The following is a 16739-nucleotide window of genomic DNA, read 5'->3' on the forward strand; positions in this document are numbered from 1 at the left end:
ATTTTAGCATCTGGTCTGAGGGGCGATCGCCCTTCCGTCAACAGTCAACAGTCAACAAGACAGCGATCGCACTATATCTGCTGCACTAAGCAGCCGGGTAATAAATTACCCGTCTGATAGCGAAAGTCCACTAGAAGTGGACTATTAGGTTAAATAGGGTACTCTAGGCAATGGTTCTTAATGGGATTTATAATGTTATATTTAACACTCAGTCGGATTAATCCGACTTCAGCTTTTAGACGGGGGTTTCTAACCCCTGGCTCCGTAACCCCCGGCTCCCAATTGCCGAGCTTCATGGCGATCGCCCTTCCGTCAACCGTCAACCGTCAACCATCAACCAATAAAACTATAATAATGATAAATATTAGGTAGTGTTTATGGTGACAACGACTCGCACTAGTGAAACCGCATCACCTCCAGGAATGGTTATCACCTGGGAACCGTTACCGCCTGATTTTGACCTAAAAGAGGATGAACCGGTGGATAATACAGGGCAACCACTATTAGCAGGAGCATTAAGGGAAAGTTTAGAAATCACCGGTTGGATTCAGCCACAAATGTTAATTGCTACCAATTTTGGCTTATGTGCCACCGTAGAGGGGCAGTTTATTGCTAAAGCCCCAGATTGGTTATATGTACCCGCAGTTAAAGAGATATTACCAGATAGAAAAAGTTACACACCCCATTTACAGGGAGATATCCCCGCCATAGTCATGGAATTTCTCTCAGATAAAGAAGGGGGAGAATATTCCGTTAAGCCTACTTACCCACCGGGAAAATGGTTTTTTTATCAGCAGATATTGCAAGTACCAGTATACGTGATTTTTGAACCAGAGGGAGGATTAATAGAATATTATCAGTTAGAAAATGGCCAGTATGAATTAAAACAGCCAGATGAAAATGGGCGTCACTGGGTAGAGAGTATGGGGCTGTTTTTGGGAACTTGGATGGGAGAAAAGGGAGGACGCAGCGGCTATTGGTTGAGATGGTGGGATCAGGCGGGGAATGTATTACCCTGGGCGGTGGAGAAGATTGAGCAGGAACGCCAACGCGCTGAAGCGCAAAGCCAACGCGCTGAAGCCGAAAGGCAAGCCAAGGAAAAACTCAGAGCCTATTTACAATCCCAGGGCATTGACCCCGATAATTTACCCTAGATTGCTCAATAGGACATTTTAGCATCTGGTCTGAGGAGCGATCGCATTACCATAGGCGATCGCCCTTCCGTCAACCGTCAACCGTCAACCGTCAACCGTTATATGAATCATCCTATTTTGAACAAGATTTTCGTGAGATTGACTAGAGCATTAAGTTTTGTCTTAGTAAAAATGGCTTTGGTGGTCAAGCTGATAGGTAGGAATCTCATCCATCGGATATTTGCCATTAAAAATCCTATCTTGTGGCTGGTGATATTGACATCACTACTGTTGACTGGGTGTGTAGAGTACGATACCGGGGTTAATTTTCATCACTCCAACAGTGGCGAAATGGTACAGCATATTAAATTGGGAGAACGACTCACTAGCTTTAGTGCCGATTCTGTATCTGAATGGTTAATTAGCATAGAACGTCGTGCCCGTCAACTAGATGGTAAAACCCAACGAATTTCTGCTTCAGAAATTATAGTTAAAATTCCCTTCAGTAATGGTCAAGAGTTGCAAGAGAAATTTAATGATTTTTTTAACTCTCGTGGAAATGAAAAAGCTGAGGGTGTACAGCAATCATCGGAGTCAGCACCACCGAAAATTGAATCAAATTTATTCATAGATCAAAACAATTTTCTCTTGTTAGTCAGGAATCGATTAATTTATGATTTGGACTTGCGATCGCTCTCCTTAATTGCCGGTAGAGGCAACGTGTTATCGGATACTGAATCAATTCTAGAACTCAATTTTAGTTTAAATACCCCTTGGGGAGCCAGAAATATTGAACAAAACGAAACTGCTATCCCACCCCAGAAAAAAGGCAGGGAATTAGTATGGCAGATCCAACCAGGTCAGGTAACCCATATAGAAGTAGTTTTCTGGTTACCTAATCCCCTGGGTATTGGTGGTTTGTTAATTATCCTGTTCATCTGGGGAGGAATTTATTTGAGATATAGTTTCATGCCAGATCCCAGAGTTCAGTTTACATCTAGTACTAAAGTACCAGTCACAGAATAAACAAAAAAAACTGGGAAAATCTAATTCCCAGTCTCGACTCTTCAAGGTGACAAGCGCTCAATTTTCCAACTGCTATTATGCCAGCGAGTATAGAGCAATCGGTCATGCAGGCGACTGGGGCGACCTTGCCAAAACTCAATTTCTGTGGGAATGACTCGGTAGCCTCCCCAATGAGGAGGTCTAGGAACTTCCTGATTTTGATATTGGCGCTGGAATTCTTGCAGTTGTTGCTCTAAAACTTCCCTACCAACAATTACCTGACTTTGATTAGAAGCCCATGCACCCAAACGACTATTAGGGGGGCGCATCTCAAAATAGCTATCAGACTGTTCTGGGGAAATTTTCTCTACAGTCCCCACAATTCTGACTTGGCGTTCCAATTCTGCCCACCAAAATACTAAAGCTGCTTGGGGATTTGCTGCTAGTTCTTGTCCTTTGTGACTATTGTAGTTAGTGAATAAAACAAAGCCTTGCTCATCAAAATCTTTGAGTAGTACCATTCGTGCTGAAGGCTTACCGTCTGGTGTAGCTGTGGCCAGAGTCATAGCATTGGGTTCAGGAAGTTGGGCTGCTAGTGCTTGTTCAAACCATTTTTGAAATTGAATCACAGGATTGGGGTTAATTTCGGTTTCGCTCAAATCTTGCAGGGTGTAATCCTTGCGAAGATCAGCTACGGTCTTTTCCATGTGAGTTTGTATATTTTAGATAAGTTTGCTAAATAAAAGAAGTAGCCTATTGATTAGGCTTTAATTCCACCAGTAACACAAAGCATTGTGAATGCCAAACGTCTTCCAGAAACTACAGCCCATGTCAGAATTATCCGTCAATCGTGGCAACTCGGCTTTCTTGAGGGTGAAGTAAGTGCGGGTAACTTTGAGTGGCATTTCCAATGGCATTTTCGCCGAGGAGAACTTTCTGTTAAGCCTTCCCAAGGTCGCGCTTTGATTAAAGAACCTCTTGGTCGTTTTTTAGAACAACAGGATTATCAGTTAGAGCCGGGAGGGGATTATGCTTTTACTATTAGGGCTGAACTTTAGCTCAAACAGTAAGAAGCCTCTGGTCTTACCGTGAAGCGGAAGTGATGAGATGAATTGCGAGTGAGTTGATATGGAGGAAACCAGCAAAATATTAATCCTCTGAGTAATGTAATTCAACCCTTAATCAACATTAGTGGTTAGGCGATTTAAGTACCGTTCAATCAAGAGCAGGGCCACAATATCATCTATGGGTCGTGGTGGCTGTCTCATACCCTGGGGGACGAGTTTTGTTAGCCCTTTGGGGGGGTACATCTGCCAATAGCGATCGCGTGCTTCTAGGGTGCTGTAGCGCTCATCCACTAAAACGATACTCAGCTGCTCTACCAGTGCTTCGCGCAATTGCTGTTTCCATTGTTTAGCAGTGGTTTGGTTTCCCATGACCATTAAGGAAACGGGAAACTGTTGACGTAGGGTTTCAATGGTAGCGATGGCCTTTTGTGCAGTTACAACTTGGTGATAGTACAATTGCCTATCTAGTCCCATGACTGCTAGACCACACTTATCTTTACCGGGGTCGAAGCCTAAGATGACTGGTTGTGTGGGTGAAAATTCACTAAAAGTCATAATCAATACGCTGAAATTTCATCAATGGCTTGATTTAATTATTTTTTTAGGTGTTAAAAATTACTTTTCCGTTTAGTATTGCTAAAAGCCTGATTCTTAAAGGACCTGCTGTATAAGTGTCCTCCATAGCGATCGCTTTAATTTCCAAAGGTTGATCATATAGTCTCAATTGTAAGAAAAAGCGTAAATGAGTACCTTCTCTTAACAAACCCTCCACAATTCCAGCATTACGCGCCCGAAATTCCGAAGCGGAAATCAGCAAATCTAGTCTTTGGGACAGCTGATAGGATGTCATCTTTTTGGGGTCAGCAGTAGTGGTGGCTAATACCTCGCCTTCGGAAAACACTAGTTGATTTCGGGCTGCATCCGCAAAAAATTCTATTTGCTTTTCTCCGCGAACGTAATTCCCCGCAGAGAAAATTCGCACAACGTACTCTCGACCATCGCTAATCTGCTGGCTCAGTTGTTCTACCCTCTCTGGGTTAACCTCGATAAGCTGTTTATTTGTAGGATTTTCCCCGGGTTCAGTTAATTGAATGTTGGCATTCTGGTTAGCTGCTTGCAACAGTTGTATTACCAGTTCACGGGCTGCACTAGGTTGGTTAACGCGAACCACTTTCGCAGCCAGGACTTGATTGCGAACTAGTGCGAGTTTGCCCAGACGTAGGTCACGGTATGACTGATAATACTTTTCTAGCCTTGCGACTTCTTGTTCTAAAAAATTCTGTTGTTTTTCTAATTCTTTGAGGAGGGCTTCCCTTGTGGCGATTACTTGCTCTCGTGCGGCAATTTCTTGATTACGTTTTTTGATCAGTGCATCAAGTTGGGTAATTTTGCGATCGCGCCCTTCTATTGCTGTTTTAGCTTCGGCATAAAGTCGTTGTCGTTCTCCCCTCAGTTGTGCAATAGCCCGCTGGAGTGTTTGTCTTTGCTCGTAAACGCTTTGTAGTTCAGTTAAAGCTTGTTGATACTGACTTACTACTTCACCTAGCTGGGTTTGGGTACGTTGAAGTTGAGTTTGTGTTGCTTTTTGTTTAGCGTTAGCTGCTTGTAAGGACTTATTAATTACCTGCAACTGTCGCTCCGCCTTAGTTTGTTCAATTCTAGCTGTGCTTAACTCAACCTCTACCTGGCTTTTCTCCGATTCGGCAATTTTGAGCTGTTCCCGCTTGTTTCTCAGGTCTTTTTGAATATCTTCTAGCTCAAATACCCCTTGCCGTAATCCTTCATCAGCGGCAAATAAGATCCCTAATGTTGAAGCCGAAATTAAGCCGCCAGTAAATATAGTTACTAGTACAGCCGTTTTTTTTGGACGCAGGTTAAATAGTGAGAGGCGTGCTTTGCCAACTCGTGTGCCAATGCGATCGCCCACGGTGGCAATTACGCCCCCCAAAATTAAAATTGCCGCGATCAGGATGTACCCGGTGGTCATCTTCAGCTACCGTTCACGTAGTGTGCCGGATGCATAATGCTTCCAGATACAGCCTACTACTTTCAAGGATGATCTTGTAGGGGAAGACAGATAGGCAATAGCTGAAACTACTGAGAATTTTCGATTTATCCCCAATGGGTGTAATTTTGAAGAACACAACCCTTACCACTCCACCTCCCCCGATTGATTTTAAGTGAACTGCTTACTTAAGGTAACAGGTTTATGCACCGTAATCTTCTTTTTGTGGATAGAAATCATTTGTTTCTCACGCAAGTCCCCTAATAACCTAGTGACCGTTACCCGAGTTGAACCAATTGCCTCAGCGATCGCCTGATGAGATAACTTCAGATCAATCGTAATCCCATCCGCACAAGGAACACCAAAATCACGACAAAGAATTAACAGAAAACTTACCAATCTCGAACCCATATCCCGGTGAGCCAAGGTTTCAATCATCATCTCTGTCTGTAAAATCCGCGAAGATAGGCCTCGCAGCATCAACATTGATAATTCTGGATTTTCCTTAAAGGCTTGCTCCACCTGTTCAATGGGGGCTGACAGTAACTCTACAGGCGTAAATGCGACTGCATGGTAAAATCTATCAGACTTATTTCCCGTCAGTAATGACAACACACCAAAAACACTATTTTCCCGCAGCAGTGCTACCGTTATTTCCTCTCCTGCCTCATATACCCTGGAAAGTTTCACAGCACCCTTCAAAAGAAAATAAACTCGTTCAGCAGGATCGCCGGGAAAAAATATTGTTTTATTGCGTTCAAATGTTTCTACAACTGGAGGAAATGCTCCGGTCGCCATCTGACGAAATACATTTGCTAGGGCTTTATCTTGTGTCACGATCATCTCCCTTCCCCTACCCAATGCCGGAAAAACAAAAACTGATTACCTAAGAATACACCTGAAAAATCAATAAAGCACCGTCAACCTTTCTGTACATTCCTATACTCAAACCCATAACTTCATCGTTATTTGTTCATAATGATACATAATTTTTCATCTTTTTAGCTAGTAGTTGTTATAAGTACTTACACAGTTAAGGTCATCAGGTTTTTCCCCAAAAAATTCACGATATCTTGAGAATATATTCAGGATTATCTAGAGAAAGTTTTCAGAAAACAGTCCCCTAAATGATCATTTGTGCAAATGATGTGCCAAACCAAGAGCAACTCGGCGCAGATTCTAGTATGCTCCTAATGATTGATCTCATTCACAATTTCTATGCTGAATCTGACTGGAAAAAACGCCTTAGTTACAGGGATTGCCAATAACCGTTCCATTGCCTGGGGGATTGCTCAACAACTGCATCAAGCCGGAGCTAACTTGGGTATTACCTACCTACCAGATGAGCGAGGTAAGATGGAGAAAAAGGTGGCGGAATTGGTAGAACCTCTCAACCCCAGCTTATTTGTTCCCTGTAATGTGCAAGATGACGAACAGGTGAAATCTACCTTTGAAGCAGTTCAAGATCAGTGGGGAAGATTGGACATTCTCATCCACTGTCTGGCCTTCGCTAACAGAGAGGATTTGACCGGTGGATTTAGCCAAACCTCACGTTCTGGGTTCAAAACAGCCTTAGAAATCAGCACCTACTCACTAGTGCAGTTAAGCGGTGCGGCTAAACCGCTGATGACCGAAGGGGGTAGTATCATCACCCTCACATATCTGGGTGGTGTCAGGGCAATTCCTAACTACAACGTCATGGGAGTAGCTAAGGCCGGATTAGAAGCTAGTGTACGTTATTTGGCGGCTGAACTCGGACCACACAATATTCGGGTGAATGCCATTTCCGCCGGGCCGATACGCACATTAGCATCTTCAGCAGTAGGCGGAATTTTAGATATGATTCACCATGTAGAAGAAGTAGCTCCCCTGCGACGCACTGTTACTCAGCAAGAAGTGGGCAATACTGCTGCTTTCTTGTCTAGCGATTTAGCCAGTGGCATTACAGGACAAGTTTTGTATGTAGATGCAGGATATGAAATCATGGGAATGTAATAATTAATCATTGTTAAGGTTAACGGTTGACGGTTGACGGTTGGCGGTTAACCGACAAAATACAGTTACCAAGCATCACTCATCAGTCATGCGCCCTCCATAGGGTCTGTGATTTCCCCATTCCCCATTCCCGATTCTCCACCTATGCAAACAAGCGATACCTTCGGCAAGGACTCACTCCAAGGCCAAATTAATTCGACTCACACTGCTCGCATAGCCTCGATTCATCGCACCACTGGCGAAACTGATATAAAAGTTACTATTAACTTGGATGGTACAGGCATCTGCACAGCAGCAACTGGGATTCCATTTTTAGATCATATGTTGCATCAAATTTCCTCCCATGGGCTGATTGACTTAAATGTACAAGCCCGGGGAGACTGGGAAATTGATGATCACCACACGAATGAAGATGTGGGTATCACTTTAGGGCAAGCTTTCAGTCAAGCCCTAGGTAACAGGAAAGGTATTACTCGTTTTGGTAATTTTCTGGCACCATTGGATGAAGCTTTAGTGCAAGTGGTGCTGGACTTTTCTGGCAGACCTCATCTGAGTTATGGCTTGGAAATTCCCACCCAGCGAGTGGGAACCTATGACACTCAGCTAGTACGGGAATTCTTTGTAGCATTGGTTAACCATAGCCAAATGACATTACACATTCGTCAACTGGATGGCATTAACTCCCATCATATTATTGAGGCAACATTTAAAGCTTTTGCCAGAGCAACCCGAATGGCGGTGGAAATTGACCCCCGTCGGGCTGGTAACATTCCCAGTTCTAAGGGTATTCTGTAGGAGTTAACTAGCAGATAAAATGTAGTTTTGCGACCATTTCTGTACGAGTTGAAACACCAAGCTTACGAAACATCCGTTTTAAAGCTTGCTTGACAGAATTCTGTGTGATCCAGAGTTGTCCACCAATTTCGGCATTGGTTAACCCCTGTGCTACCAACTCAGCAATTTCTAGCTCACGCGCGGTTAAGGGACTGACTAACAGTGAATTGGATATTTTTGCTTCTTTGGCTCTGAGAGTGGCAAGTTTTGCTGATAAATGAATGCACAAAGCGCTTAAGTCAGCTAAGTCATCGCCATTAAAGGGATCAGTCCCTTGATCGCGAGCTAAGTTTAATGTCCCCACTAGACGACCATCGCAAACAATTGGCCCAGTCATCACGTGTTCATGGTCATGACGGGGACAAAAATGTTTCCAATCTCCTGGTGATAGTATTAATTGTTCATGGGCGGGAGCGTGTCGTTCCACTACATAACGACCAACTGGATTGTTTTCCATACATACGGCGGGAATAGCCTGAACATTAACCGCATTTGGCTGTTCATTGATGAGATAGATCCCGCAATGTTGGACGCCAAAATACTCACCAATTTTATCCATGAGCGCCACTCGTAGTTCCTGCTCGTTGCTGACATTTGCGATCGCTTGAAATATAAGGGAAAGAGAATTAGGCATAAGTGTACCCACTTGGGGACTATGCAAAGCTTCATATTTACTTCTATGCTAATACCAGCCAAGATAAAACGCTAATATAGCTAGTCACTCTGGGAGAAGTAGATGACAATTACAAAACTTTCCGCTCAGGAACTTTTCCGGGCTGCTTATGAAAATCGCTACACTTGGGACAAGAGTTTTCCCGGTTATAGCGCAGATATTACTTATAAATATGATGACCAACTATTTACAGGTCAAGTTGTCATCGATGCTAACCTCAAGGCGGAAGTGTTGGGGGTAGAAGATGAGCAAGCAAAGAAAGCCATTCACGGACAGGCGTGGGAAATTGCCATTCACCGCGTCCGTCGCAGCTTTGAGGACACTCACTGTGAGAATAAATTCAGCTATGGAGAAACTGACGAGACTGGTGCAACTGAAATTTTAGTTGGTGGTAAATCTGAAGGCGATAAATATAAGGTTCGCAATAATGAGGTTTGCCACGTCCACCGTTTAATTCACGGTACTTTTGTGACAATTAACACTTTTAGCAGCCATGACACTGGGGCGGGTTATTTGTCCCATACCTATGATTCTGTATACCACGATCCCAAAACAGGGCAACAAAAAGGTGGGAGAAGTGAGTTTACCGATGAATATGAAAAAGTTGGCGCATATTTTGTTTTAAATCGTCGGGAAATACGCACTCAAACAGATGGAAAAATTTCCACTCAAGAGTTTGTCTTCTCCAACATTCAACTTTTGTCACCTGTTACGGTTTAAGTTGAATTTTTCAAGAGAAATAAGAAGCGATCGCTTCTTATTTCCGTTCAGCGGGGGATCAGGGGAATGTATTACACCATTCCCTCAGATGTTTTGTGCCGATCCAACTTCAGCATCAACACACCCAAAGGTGGTAGACATAAATCGAGGGAATAAGGACGACTATGTAAAGACCAATTATCAGTCCATTTACCACCTAAGTTACCCATATTACTGCCGCCATAGGGACGGGCATCACTGTTAAACAACTCGGTATAAAATCCTTCCTCTGGTACACCAATGCGGTAGTGAGAATGTGGTTGGGGAGTGAAGTTGCAAATCACCACAATGAAATCATCAGAATCCTTGTCATGACGGATAAAAGAAACGACACTATGACGGTTATCGCTACAATCAATCCACTCAAAGCCATCTTGGGCGAAATCCTGAGTATATAAAGCTGGTTCAGAACGGTAGAGAAGGTTTAGATCCTGGAAAAACTGCTTTAATTGTTGGTGGTCTTGATATTGTAATAATTGCCACTCCAAATCTGCCCAGACATTCCACTCACTCCATTGGCCGAACTCCATGCTCATAAACATTGTTTTCTTGCCTGGGTGAGCAAACATATAGCTAAATAAACAACGGACATTGCCTAACTTCTGCCATGTATCACCGGGCATTTTGCCGATGATATTGCTCTTACCATGTACCACTTCATCATGGGACAAAGCCAGCATGAAGTTCTCACTGTGGTTATACCACATACTAAAGGTAATATTATTTTGATGGAACTGGCGGAACCACGGATCCATACTGAAGTAGTCCAGCATATCGTGCATCCAGCCCATATTCCACTTTAAATTAAACCCTAGTCCGCCTGTGTAGGTAGGCCAGGACACCATAGGCCAGGAAGTGGATTCTTCTGCAATCGAAAGAATACCTGGGAAATAGCTAAAGATAATGTGATTAACTTGACGCATAAAATCTGCGGCTTCTAAGTTCTCTCTACCGCCGTATTGGTTAGGTAGCCATTCTCCTGCTTTGCGGCAATAGTCTAGGTAAAGCATGGAAGCCACAGCATCAACGCGAATACCATCAATATGGTATTTATCAAACCAAAAGAGGGCATTAGCTACTAGAAAGTTCCTAACTTCGTGGCGATTGTAGTTGAAAACTAAAGTACCCCATTCTTTGTGTTCTCCTTTGCGCGCGTCGGAGTGCTCATAAAGGTGAGTACCATCGAAGAAAGCTAAACCATGACCATCTTTAGGAAAGTGACCGGGAACCCAATCGACAATTACACCAATATCGTTTTGGTGGCATTTGTCAACAAAATACATGAAATCTTCGGGGCTGCCAAAACGTGAAGTGGGGGCATAATATCCAGTTACTTGATAACCCCAAGACCCATCAAAGGGATGCTCCGCAATGGGTAGCAGTTCTAAATGGGTGTACCCCAATTCTTTGACATAGGGGATCAGTCGGTCTGCTAGTTCTCTATAGGTGAGGAAGCGTGCGCCTGGTTTGAGTTCTGAAACTATAACTACGGGTTCTGTCTCACCATTGGGTAATTTAGCTGGTTCTGAACTAGAAGCGTGTAACCAAGAGCCTAAATGCACTTCGTAGACGGAGACTGGTTGGGTCAGGGGGTCGGTGTGACGACGCTTTTCCATCCAGTCTTGGTCACTCCAAGTGTAAGTATTTAAATTAGTGACAATGGAGGCAGTTTTGGGACGGGGTTCCTGTTGGAAAGCATAGGGATCGGATTTTTCGTAAATATGCCCTTCAAAATTTTTAATTTCATACTTGTAATGCTCTCCTACGCCGATTTCAGGAATGAATAATTCCCAAACGCCGGTGGAGCCTTTGCGCATCTGGTGTTTACGCCCGTCCCACAGATTGAAGTCTCCTAGCAAGGAAACATTACGAGCATTGGGAGCCCAAACGGCAAAATAAACACCTTTAACACCATTGATCTCTGTGGGATGGGATCCCATTTTTTCGTATATTCGGTGATGATTGCCTTCGGCAAACAAATGTAAGTCAAAGTCTGTTAGTTTCGCAGACCGGAAGGCGTATGGGTCATAGGTGACACGCTCATGCTCACCTTCTTTAATCCGTAACTGGTAGTTTGTCAGTTCCGCTGTTTCAATTATGCATTCAAAAAAATGTGGATTATGTACTGTCTCCATTGGGTATTCCTGACGATCCTCAGGAAGAATTACCGATGCTGCAGTCGCATTTGGTAGGTAGGCTCGCACAGCCCAGACTTTTTTGCCATTTTGTTCTATGCAATGAGAACCTAGTATTTCAAAGGGATCGTGATGCTGATTCCCAACTATACGGTTAACCTGTTCTGGGATAATTGTGGTCATAGAGATGAAGCTACCTAGATTTGAATACAGTAATTGAGTGAGTTACTCCCATTGCTGACCCTAGAGAGTAGATCTGGGTTTTCCCCAGAAAGAACTAAATTTATGGTTCTAAATTTATGGTTCTAAATTTATTTGTAATTTTGTCGTCACCGTTATCCTACATCAGAATGGTCACTGGAGATTGGGGTTTAACGACTGTCACTCAAAATCTGCTCAAATTTACCTAAAGTTAGTAATAAGTGAGAAAGGTGTGCCTTGATCCCCACTATTTAAACACGGGGATATGCGCCTGGTTATCAAGGTTTTTCGGCATTTTCGCTATAATTACTTCAAATATCTAAGAAGGGGAAAATTTGTAGTAATGCCTTACGTAATCTTATCAAGTAAATGGTTTGTCGTAAATCGGCATTCAGTTTGGGTGGAGGACTTACTTGTAGCTGTTCTTGTAATTCTGCGTATTCGGCAGGATTCAGGGCTTTACCGTCCACTGGCGATCGCGCGTCTAGAATAATTTCCCTCCGCAATATTTCTTCTGGTATATCTTCGGGTGGGGGTAATGCGATCGCACTTGTTCCCCAATGGCCACTCCAGCCTAACAAAAGGGTAGTACTAATACTCACAACCCAAAATACTATTTTTTTTCTCCCCATTACCTTCATCCTAACCATCACTCAACCCTGGTGCTAATGGTTCATGACACAGTTGGTGGACTTGCACAATGCGCTCAAATAACCAGGGATATCCTTGACGATACTCAGGAATCAGTGCTAAAGGACTCAGCAAAGCAGCTGCGCTAATGTCTGCCACACTTAGCTGATTACCTACTAAGTAGTCATTTTTTTGCCAGCGAATAGATAACTCTGAAAAGGCAATAGCAAGTCTCTTTTTAGCCAATTCCACAGTAGTTTGGTTGATACCATATTGTTGGCGGACTACTGAAATTACCATCTGACTAACCAGTGAAGGGTCAATTTCCTTGCCTTCCCCAGCCCGAAACTGATAGTATACAAACCTGGTGGCTGTACCAATGCTTTCATCCAACCAATCCTCTAACATCCACGCTTCTGTCTGCTGTTGATGGTCGGGTAAGAAGTAGGACGGTTGTGGTTGATAAGTTTCCAGGAATTTTAAAATTTCGGTAGAGTCAGCGATCGCATTGGGTTGACCCTCCAGTGGTAACAACACAGGTAAAGTCTTCAAACCTGTTAGCGGCTTAACTCGCAGGATATGCCACCCAGGAGTCAGATTTTCAGTTTTATAATTAATTTGCTTATAGCCCAGCGCCAGACGAGCTTTGCGACAGTAATGGGATGTACTAAATTGTAGTAGCAACATAAAGCTACTTTGCCCCGCTATGAGGATTAATTTTATGCCTTTAAATATGCAACTTGCCAAGAAAGTATGTTTATTTCAGCACTATAGCAGGAGTATGACTTACGTAAATTACCAACTCAAGAAGTTGCATAAATAACTGATTAATACATCTGATAATTTTTCCGTAAGCCACCACCATGAAACCTGGTTACATTTGCAATTATATTAACCAGTACCATTTGCCTGCTAATTTAATTAAAGTTTTCAGTCTATTTGACAAAAAGATGTTGTATAACCGCCCCAAAAAAATTTACCAAATTCAGTAATAGATTATACCTTTTTTAATTTTCTTGGGGGCGATTTACTGAGTCAAAATTTATTGGGGATTGGTACCGGGTGCGGGGGCAGGAGTAGCACCGTCAGTGGGTTCACCAGGAGTGGGAGTCACTGGTGGAGTTTCAGGCTCAGTCCCAGGCTCACAGGCTCCAAGAACCGCAGCCAACCCTAACATTAGAACAAAACCAAAGATTTTTGTTTTCAACATAAACTCCTCTTTCACCAGAAAATGGCAATAAAAAAATAGCCTGTTGTATAACATAACCTATTTGTTGCTAATTTTAAAAATGTCTTGTGCTGAGATTTTCAAAAGCAATACTTTCGGCTGATTTTTTGAGGCTGATTGATTATGCAAGAGGGTGATTAATTTCTCTGCTTCGGGACTCCAGTCAGCAGATAGCCAAAATCAAGGCGGACAAACAAGACATCAGATGAAAATTCTTTATTTTAGAAGGCTCTTGTGCCTTGCTGCCTTGTGTTGCCATACTTGAAATGGCACATTGCTGCCTACCAGTGACAGGTATTACAATACCCTGCTAATGCCATCATTAGTGCAGTGAAGTATCAGACGAGGATTGTCGCCTGAGGCCAAACAGGCTAAAGGTTTAAAACACTGTATTTTCCATCTAAAAACATATTATATGGCTGTTGTGCGTAAATCGCCTGTTCCCAAAACAGGTCTTTGGTTCCGAATAAATCCTACCCCATCCAAGGGGGAGAGGCCTCCCATGCCTCTAGGATCAACCGCTGGGAGTACATCTACACCTGTAGATGTACCTTTGCCAGTATCCTCAAAAAGACAACGGCGTGCTGTAAAGAAGTTGCCGGTTTCTACGACTCATCCATTGCCTGAAGTCGCTAAACAACGAGTCTCACGGGTGGAAAGTCAGTCAAATAGAACAACCCAGAAAAATCAGAAGCTAGGGGAAGGTAGCTTACCTGTGATGCCTAATTCGGGATCTGGACCTTTTTGGTTACTGCGCTTGTACACATCACATCGTTATTCCTCCGTAGTGACGTTTTTATTGGTAGCAGCAACTTTGTTTGTGTATGGTTGGATAGTATATTCTCAACAACTGTGGAGTCACGAATATAACAGGCTACAAAACCTGAAACTTTATGAACGGCAGTTAACCACAACTAACGCTACCCTCAAGAACAAAATGGCTGAAGAAGCAGAAGAGGAAGGCACTGGGCTAGTGTCACCAACACCAGCCAGAACAATTTTTTTGCCCGCAGCATCTCCATCTTCTAGTTCTGATGCTACACCCCCTGGCACAGCACTAAATATGGAAAAGCCGCAAAACACTCCCTTACCACTAGGATATTAGAGTTATCAAAGCGGGAGTACAGGATTTCAACCCTGAATGATGCACTTAGGGGAATCCGGCTGTTCCTAATAACTGATAACTAATACTGAGCAGGTAAATGCAGAAGTCACCCGGTAAACTAAAATTGAGAAATTTTCAAAATTCAGCATTTAGAAGGCGAGGAAAGTCTTCTATCCTGGCATTTATACAGAGGTTTAGGTTCACCTCTAATCCTCAAGACCAGATATCCAATACCAGACCCCGGCTGTTCGTGGTTTGGGGCATATTAATGACCGCAGGCTTGGGGTTGGCTATTAATTTATATCAGTTGCAGATTATCCAGGGAGCAAAGTTAACCGAGAAGGCGCGTAACCAGCAAATGGTGAATTTACGACCTTTCGTTCCCCGTCGCCTAGTGGTAGATCGCACTAATAGTGTATTAGCTGTTGACCGACCTGTATATACCTTATATGCCCATCCTAAGCTGTTTGGTCAGTCTAATAAACAAATGGCAGAACAACTCGCTCCCATACTCGACAAACCCCCGGCTGAATTGGTGAAAACTTTTGAAAGTCGCAGGAGTGGGATTACACTTGCTTCCGGCTTACCCGAAGTAAGTGCTGGGCGTGTGAGATCATTGCGCTTAAATGGCTTAGAATTGATTCAAAAATACTCCCGATATTACCCGCAAAAGAATGTGGTTGCGGACGTGGTGGGCTACGTCAATCTTGACCGTAGGGGTCAGGCTGGTGTGGAATACAGTCAAGAGAATTTATTAGAACGTTCCGCGCAGACAGCGCGGCTGAGTAAGGCTGGTAATGGTAGACTTCTACCAATTCATGCACCGGAAGGATTTTTAAATTTCGATGACCTGCGACTGCAATTAACTATTGATAGCCGGTTGCAAAGGGTCGCCGGTACTGCTTTAGAAAAACAGATAGAGAAGTTTCAGGCTAAACGCGGCGCGGTAATTGTTATGGATGCTTCAGACGGTTCTTTACTAGCTCTGACTTCTTATCCTACCTATAACCCCAATGAATACTCTAGTGCTGATATTTCCCTATTTAGAAACTGGACAGTAGCTGATCTTTATGAGCCGGGATCGACTTTTAAGCCTTTGAATGTGGCGATCGCCCTAGAGAATGGCGTAATTAAAGCAGATGATGTGTTTAATGACCCCGGTTCTATTCAAATAGGTAAGCACACGATTAGAAATGCAGGTCATAAGAGTTATGGCAATATTAACATTGCACAGATATTACAAACTTCTAGCAATATTGGCATGGTGCGGATCATTGAACGCATACAACCACAAGTTTATTACAATTGGCTACAACGTTTGGGACTAGGGGAAACAGTCGATACAGATTTGCCTTTTGAAGTGGGGGGACGGCTCAAAGGTTCAAGACAGTTTCTCAGTTCACCCATTGAAGCAGCAACTACATCCTTTGGGCAAGGTTTTGCTTTAACACCGTTACAGTTGGTGCAAATGCATGGCGCTTTAGCGAATGGGGGTAAATTAGTCACACCCCATGTAGTGCAAGGGTTGGTGGACAGTAAAGGCCAGATGCATTATGCACCTGATCTGCCCACAACACGCCAAATTTTCTCAGCAACCACAACTCAAAAGGTAGTGGAAATGATGGAAACTGTAGTATCAGAAGGTACTGGTAGTAGTGCCAAAATTCCCGGTTATCGCATTGGTGGTAAAACCGGTACATCTCAAAAAGCGAGTCCAAATGGTGGCTATCTCCCAAATGCGCGCATAACTAGCTTCGTAAGTATTTTACCGGTAGAATCTCCCCGGTATGTAGTTTTTGCGGTAGTGGATGAGCCACAAGGCACAAATGCTTATGGTTCTACTGTGGCCGCACCAATCGTCAAAACTGTAATCGAGGGGTTGATTACCATTGAAGGTATCCCACCCAGTCAGTCAACCAATACAAATTCCTAAATAAAAGACTAAATTATCTAGGGGCAATTCTATGAA

The 16739-nt window shown here is 43.3% G+C and carries 17 protein-coding genes; 8 read left to right on the forward strand and 9 right to left on the reverse strand.

The features are described from left to right. The first annotated feature begins 377 nt into the window (after nt 1-377). Both PN447_RS07220 and PN447_RS07225 read left to right on the forward strand, forming a co-directional pair. Nucleotides 378-1154 carry a Uma2 family endonuclease gene (locus PN447_RS07220; protein WP_271762020.1) on the forward strand — a complete coding sequence of 259 codons (777 nt, stop codon included), beginning with the start codon at nt 378-380 and terminating at the stop codon, nt 1152-1154. 102 nt (nt 1155-1256) lie between these two features. Then, entirely contained in the window at nt 1257-2159 is a 903-nt protein-coding gene (locus PN447_RS07225) for a DUF3153 domain-containing protein (RefSeq protein WP_271762022.1), read from the forward strand. Nucleotides 2160-2200: 41 nt separating this feature from the next. On the opposite strand, the gene pdxH is transcribed toward PN447_RS07225, so the two are convergent. Then, a complete protein-coding gene (pdxH, locus tag PN447_RS07230) occupies nt 2201-2845 on the reverse strand; it encodes a pyridoxamine 5'-phosphate oxidase (RefSeq protein ID WP_271762023.1) in 645 nt (214 codons plus the stop codon). A gap of 87 nt (nt 2846-2932) precedes the next feature. Here pdxH and PN447_RS07235 point away from each other — a divergent pair, with 87 nt between their 5' ends. Next, on the forward strand, nt 2933-3196 hold the full coding sequence (locus PN447_RS07235) for a DUF3146 family protein (protein WP_271762025.1): 264 nt from the start codon (nt 2933-2935) through the stop codon (nt 3194-3196). Between the two features lie 120 nt (nt 3197-3316). Here the strand turns inward: PN447_RS07235 and PN447_RS07240 are convergent, their stop codons facing one another. From PN447_RS07240 to ntcA, 3 genes are all read right to left on the reverse strand, one after another. After that, nucleotides 3317-3760, reverse strand: coding sequence for a pre-16S rRNA-processing nuclease YqgF (locus PN447_RS07240; RefSeq protein ID WP_271762026.1), 444 nt, complete (start codon nt 3758-3760; stop codon nt 3317-3319). A gap of 46 nt (nt 3761-3806) precedes the next feature. Beyond that, nucleotides 3807-5192, reverse strand: a complete 1386-nt coding sequence (locus PN447_RS07245; protein ID WP_271762027.1) for a DUF3084 domain-containing protein — start codon at nt 5190-5192, stop codon at nt 3807-3809. Between the two features lie 189 nt (nt 5193-5381). After that, the gene (gene ntcA, locus PN447_RS07250) at nt 5382-6053 is read right to left on the reverse strand and encodes a global nitrogen regulator NtcA (RefSeq protein WP_271762028.1); all 672 of its coding nucleotides are present in this window, start codon (nt 6051-6053) and stop codon (nt 5382-5384) included. Between the two features lie 375 nt (nt 6054-6428). On the opposite strand from ntcA, the gene fabI reads away from it, so the two are divergent. Then, nucleotides 6429-7205, forward strand: a complete 777-nt coding sequence (gene fabI, locus PN447_RS07255) for an enoyl-ACP reductase FabI (protein WP_271762029.1) — start codon at nt 6429-6431, stop codon at nt 7203-7205. Between the two features lie 144 nt (nt 7206-7349). Continuing rightward, a complete protein-coding gene (hisB, locus tag PN447_RS07260; protein ID WP_271762140.1) occupies nt 7350-8000 on the forward strand; it encodes an imidazoleglycerol-phosphate dehydratase HisB in 651 nt (216 codons plus the stop codon). A gap of 7 nt (nt 8001-8007) precedes the next feature. Here hisB and PN447_RS07265 read toward each other — a convergent pair whose 3' ends face one another. Continuing rightward, nucleotides 8008-8673, reverse strand: coding sequence for a LuxR C-terminal-related transcriptional regulator (locus PN447_RS07265; RefSeq protein ID WP_271762030.1), 666 nt, complete (start codon nt 8671-8673; stop codon nt 8008-8010). A 102-nt stretch (nt 8674-8775) separates the two neighbouring features. On the opposite strand from PN447_RS07265, the gene PN447_RS07270 reads away from it, so the two are divergent. After that, a complete protein-coding gene (locus PN447_RS07270; protein WP_271762032.1) occupies nt 8776-9432 on the forward strand; it encodes a DUF3386 domain-containing protein in 657 nt (218 codons plus the stop codon). Between the two features lie 71 nt (nt 9433-9503). On the opposite strand, the gene glgB is transcribed toward PN447_RS07270, so the two are convergent. The 4 genes from glgB to PN447_RS07290 form a co-directional block, all read right to left on the reverse strand. Continuing rightward, the gene (gene glgB, locus PN447_RS07275) at nt 9504-11795 is read right to left on the reverse strand and encodes a 1,4-alpha-glucan branching enzyme (RefSeq protein ID WP_271762141.1); all 2292 of its coding nucleotides are present in this window, start codon (nt 11793-11795) and stop codon (nt 9504-9506) included. Nucleotides 11796-12118: 323 nt separating this feature from the next. Further along, nucleotides 12119-12439: a hypothetical protein gene (locus PN447_RS07280; RefSeq protein WP_271762033.1), complete on the reverse strand. Its 321-nt coding sequence runs from the start codon at nt 12437-12439 to the stop codon at nt 12119-12121. A 10-nt stretch (nt 12440-12449) separates the two neighbouring features. Next, a complete protein-coding gene (locus PN447_RS07285) occupies nt 12450-13124 on the reverse strand; it encodes a glutathione S-transferase family protein (RefSeq protein WP_271762034.1) in 675 nt (224 codons plus the stop codon). Nucleotides 13125-13479: 355 nt separating this feature from the next. After that, on the reverse strand, nt 13480-13647 hold the full coding sequence (locus PN447_RS07290) for a hypothetical protein (protein WP_271762150.1): 168 nt from the start codon (nt 13645-13647) through the stop codon (nt 13480-13482). Nucleotides 13648-14167: 520 nt separating this feature from the next. Between PN447_RS07290 and PN447_RS07295 the strand changes: the two genes are divergently transcribed. Both PN447_RS07295 and PN447_RS07300 read left to right on the forward strand, forming a co-directional pair. Next, on the forward strand, nt 14168-14770 hold the full coding sequence (locus PN447_RS07295) for a hypothetical protein (RefSeq protein WP_271762035.1): 603 nt from the start codon (nt 14168-14170) through the stop codon (nt 14768-14770). 97 nt (nt 14771-14867) lie between these two features. Beyond that, entirely contained in the window at nt 14868-16703 is a 1836-nt protein-coding gene (locus PN447_RS07300; protein WP_271762036.1) for a peptidoglycan D,D-transpeptidase FtsI family protein, read from the forward strand. The last annotated feature ends 36 nt before the right edge of the window (nt 16704-16739 follow it).

Origin of the sequence: Anabaena sp. CS-542/02 (assembly GCF_028331085.1) — a bacterium.
GTDB lineage: Bacteria > Cyanobacteriota > Cyanobacteriia > Cyanobacteriales > Nostocaceae > Anabaenopsis > Anabaenopsis arnoldii.